3 protein-coding genes are annotated in these 4299 nt (G+C 77.0%); all 3 read left to right on the top strand.

Going from position 1 to position 4299, the window contains the following annotated elements:
- The first annotated feature begins 135 nt into the window (after nucleotides 1-135).
- A complete protein-coding gene (locus Q7T67_RS21100; RefSeq protein WP_304794757.1) occupies nucleotides 136-1419 on the top strand; it encodes a glycosyltransferase in 1284 nt (427 codons plus the stop codon).
- A gap of 385 nt (nucleotides 1420-1804) precedes the next feature.
- Nucleotides 1805-3193, top strand: coding sequence for a UDP-N-acetylmuramate--L-alanine ligase (gene murC / locus Q7T67_RS21095; protein WP_304794754.1), 1389 nt, complete (start codon nucleotides 1805-1807; stop codon nucleotides 3191-3193).
- Nucleotides 3194-3315: 122 nt separating this feature from the next.
- Nucleotides 3316-4299 (top strand): cell division protein FtsQ/DivIB (locus tag Q7T67_RS21090; protein WP_304794750.1); only part of this gene is annotated, 984 nt, incomplete at its 3' end.

Below are 4299 nucleotides of genomic sequence, written 5' to 3'. Positions count from 1 at the left end.
GCCCCGCCCCGGCCCCGCGCAAGGCGCCCGCACCGCGCCCGCGGCGGACCCCGAACGTGCGACCCGTGCCCAGCCTCGGCCTGGCGACCGCGCGGGCAGAGGCCGAACGTCTGTCGGGTGCGTCACGATCCGACGGTGACGACCTCCAGGACGTTCGTGATCGGAGCCGGCGGGACGGCGGGGCACGTGGTGCCCGCGCTGGCGGTCGCCGACGCGCTTCGTGACGCCGGCCACCGCGTCGTCTTCGTCGGCGGAGACCGCGAGGAGCAGCGGCTCGTCCCCGAGGCCGGCTACGAGCTGCGGCGGATCTCCGTCGAGGGGTTCAGCCGCACCAACCCGCTGAAGGCCGCCCGGGCCGGTGGGCGCGCCGTCGGGGCCGTCCGCGCCGCGCGGAGGATCCTGCGCGAGCTGCAGCCCGACGCCGTGATGGGCGGCGGGGGCTACGTCGCCGGCGTGGTCGGCGCTGCCGCCGTCTCGCGGCGCATCCCGCTCGTCCTGACGGAGGCGGACTCCCACCTCGGGGTGTCCAACCGCATGCTGCACTCCCGGGCGCACCGGGTCTGTCTCGGCTTCCCGATCGCCGGACGCGACGAGCCCACGTTCCTCGTCACCGGCCGACCGGTGCCGCCGCCGTTCGCCGACCACGCGGGTGCCCGCGCCCGATTCGGCCTCGACGAGCGCACCCCGACGGTCCTCGTCTTCGGCGGATCGCTGGGCGCCCGATCGGTCAACGAGGCCGCCGTCGGCGGCCTGACGGGCCTGCGCGCCCCGGCGCTGGACGGGTCGGGGGAGACGGACGTCGCCGTCCTGCACGCCTCGGGCCGCCGGGACTTCCCCGACCTGGCCCCGCGCGTCCGGGCCGCAGGCGGTCTGGCGATCGACGGCGACGAGGCGACGACGGTGGCTCTGGAGGACGACCGCGACGGCGTGAGCCCGAAGGACGTGCGCGTGGTCGCTGCCGGGAGGACCATGGACGCGGGCGGCACCGAGGTCCCCGTCATCGCCGACGCGATCCCCACCGACGCGACGGCCGAGAACGTCGAGCGCGCCGCCACCTACGCCCTCTACGACTACCTGTCGCCGCTGAGCCCGGCGCTGGCCGCGTGCGACCTCGTCGTCGCGCGCTCGGGCGGCTCGATCGCCGAGGTCACCGCCCACGGCAGGCCGGCGGTCCTCGTGCCGTACCCGCACGCCGCGGCCGACCACCAGACCGCCAACGCCCGCTGGATGGCCGACGGCGGTGCCGCCGTCGTGATCACCGACCCGGACCTGACCGCCGAGGGCCTGCGCGACGCGGTCGTCGGCCTGCTCGGCGACCCGACCCGCCTGCGCACCATGGCCGAGGCCTCGGCCGCCCTGGCCCGCCCGGACGCCGCCCGGGCGATCGCGGACGAGGTCCTGGCGGCGGCGGGCGGCTGACGGGCGGGAGGGACGCCGGCCGGGGTCGGCGGGCTTCGGCGGGGTCGGCTGCGGGCGGTGGTCGGCGTCGACGGCGGGGTGGTCTTGATCTCGGCGTCCGGAGCGACGGGTTCGCGACCAGGTCCACGGGTGGCGGCCGACCGGGGCGGGGTGGTCTCGATTCCTACGCCCGGAGCGACGGAATCGCGACCAGGGCCACCGGTGGCGGCCGACCGGGGTGTTCGACGACCTGAACACCCCTGCAGGCTGATGCACCCGGCGAATCAGGAGATCCACCCGGCGCATGTCGCGGAGGAGGTCTGCGTCCCCGTGGCGCCTTCAGCGGCGCCTCCGCCCCTCGCGCCGGCACCCCGCCCCACGGCGCCCCCGGATACCCTCCGGCGCGATGTCCTCCGCACCCTGGTCCGGTCGTCGCCTGCACGTGCTCGGCATCGCCGGGGCGGGGATGAGCGCCCTCGCGGTGCTGGCGAAGGGCCTCGGGGCCGAGGTCACCGGGTCCGACCGGGGCGAGAGCCGGTACCTCGCCGGGGTGCGCGAGGCCGGGATCCCCGTGTCGGTCGGCCACGACGCCGCGAACGTGCCCGACGGGGACGACCTCGTCGTCGTCTCGTCGACCGCGATCCCCGAGGACAACCCCGAGCGCGCCGAGGCCCGGCGCCGTGGGCTGCCGGACCGCTCCCGCCACCAGCTCCTCCGCGAGGTCTGCGCGGAGCACCGCGTCATCGCCGTCGCCGGCGCCCACGGCAAGACCACGACCTCCGCCATGGTCGTCCACGCGCTGCAGGGCGCGGGGGAGGACCCGTCCTACCTCGTCGGCGGCATCCTGCACGCGACCGGGCACAACGTTCACGTCGGCACCTCGGGCTGGCTCGTGGTCGAGGCCGACGAGTCCGACCGCAGCTTCCTCGAGACGCACCCCGAGGTCGCCGTCGTCACCAGCGTCGAGCTGGACCACCACGGCACGTACGAGGGCCTGGCCGGGCTGGAGGACGCCTTCCGGGAGTTCCTGGGCGGCGCCCGGCACCGCGTCGTCTGGGACCGCCCGTCGCTGGACCGGGTCCTCGACGGCGACCTCCGTGCGGGATCGACCCACCGGTACGACGCGGCCCACGTCGACGTGATCGACGCGGCGCAGCGCTTCGAGGTGCGGGACCGCGCCGACGCGGACCCCGGCACCGTCTCGTGGGACGGCACGGCCGTGACCCTCGGCCAGCCCGGGCTCCACAACGCGTGGAACGCCGCGGCCGCGGTGCTCGCCGCCGCGGCGTCGGGAGCCGACGTGACGCGCGCCGCCGCGGCGCTGGCGACGTTCCCGGGCACCGGCCGACGCTTCGACCGCGTGGGCACCGGGCCCGCCGGCTCCGAGATCGTCGACGACTACGCCCACCACCCGACCGAGGTCGCCGCCACGATCCGGGCGGCACGCACCCTGAGGCCGGGACGGGTCGTCGCGGTCTTCCAGCCGCACCTGTTCTCCCGGACGCAGATGCTCGCGGCGGAGTTCGGTGCCGCGCTGGCCGAGGCCGACCTGGTCTGCGTCCTCGACGTCTACCCGGCGCGCGAGCGGGCCGAGGACTTCTCGGGCGTGACCGGCCTGACGCTCGCCCGCACCGCCGCCGACGCCGCCGACGGGCGGCCGATCGTCCTCCTGCCGACGATCCAGGACGCGCTCGAGCGCCTGCCGGCCCTCCTTCGCGAGGGCGACCTCGTCCTCTGCATGGGCGCGGGCGACGTGGACGCGGTCGCCCGCGGTCTCGTCGCCGCTGCGGGCTGACCCGGAACGGGGACGGCCGACCCGCGGACCGCGGACGGCGGGCCCCTCGGAGGCCGCAGGACGAGCGGGGAACGCCGACCGCGCGGGAGGACAGCGGCCCCCCGCGGCGAACGGGACGGGTGATGTCGACCTCGTCCTTCTCCTCGCGCGTCCAGGACGCCGGGGCCACGCTCCGCGTCGCCCGCCCCGCCTGGATGGTCGGCGGCCCTTCGGGGCACCGCCGCCTGATGCTCCTCGCGCTGCTCGGGATCGCGGGCCTGTTGGCGATCGTCTACCTGACCTTCCGGCTGACGCCGCTCTCGACGGTGCAGCGGGTGACGGTCGTCGGCGTCCAGGGGCCCGACGCTCCCGAGATCCGCCAGGCGATCGAACGGGCTGCGATGGGGCAGAGCACCCTCGGCTTCGGCGACGCCGCGGTGAAGCGCGCGGTCGCGAAGACCGCCAGCATCACCGGCGTCACCGTCCACACGAAGTTCCCGCACGGCGTCCAGGTCGAGGTCCGGCAGCTGCTCGCCGTCGGCGCCGTCGACACCGGGGGCCGCAAGGTCGCCGTGTCGTCGGACGGGCGGCTCCTCCCGGACTGGGACGTCGGAGAGCTGCCGCTGATCCGCGGCGCCCGGGCCAGTCAGAACGTCGTCCAGGGCAGCGGCCGCGCAGCCGCCTCGATCCTCGGCGTCGCCCCGGCGGAGCTCCTCGCCCACGTCGCCCGCGTCGACGACGGCACCGTCGTCCGCCTCGCCGACGGTCCCGCCCTCCTGTTCCGCGACACGAACCGCATCAACGCGAAGTGGGCGGCGGCGGTCGCGGTCCTCGGGGACGCCGGCACCAGCGGGGCGACGTGGATCGACCTGCGGGTCCCCGAGGCCCCCGTCGCGGGCAAGGGCGCACCGCCCGGGCTCCCGGCGAAGAACGCGAAGGTCGGCAAGGTGGCCGGTGTCTCCGACGCGCTGGCGACCGCCGAGCGTGCGGCCTCGGCCACCGGTGGACCCGTCGAGGGCGACGCCGCCGGGACGGCCCCGGCCGCCGCCCCGTCGACCCCGACCACGCCGGCGGCCGCCACCTCCACGCCCGCCGCGGCCACCCCGACCCCGGCGGCCGCTCCGGCC

Origin of the sequence: Patulibacter sp. (assembly GCF_030655195.1) — a bacterium.
Classification (GTDB): Bacteria; Actinomycetota; Thermoleophilia; order Solirubrobacterales; family Solirubrobacteraceae; genus Patulibacter.
The sequence above is the reverse complement of the archived record's forward strand: the minus strand, read 5'-3'. Positions and strand labels throughout refer to the sequence as shown.

Excerpts from the sequence above, each read along its gene's own strand:
- murC (WP_304794754.1), top strand. The coding sequence starts at position 1,805 with ATGTCCTCCGCACCCTGGTCCGGTCGTCGCCTGCACGTGCTCGGCATC.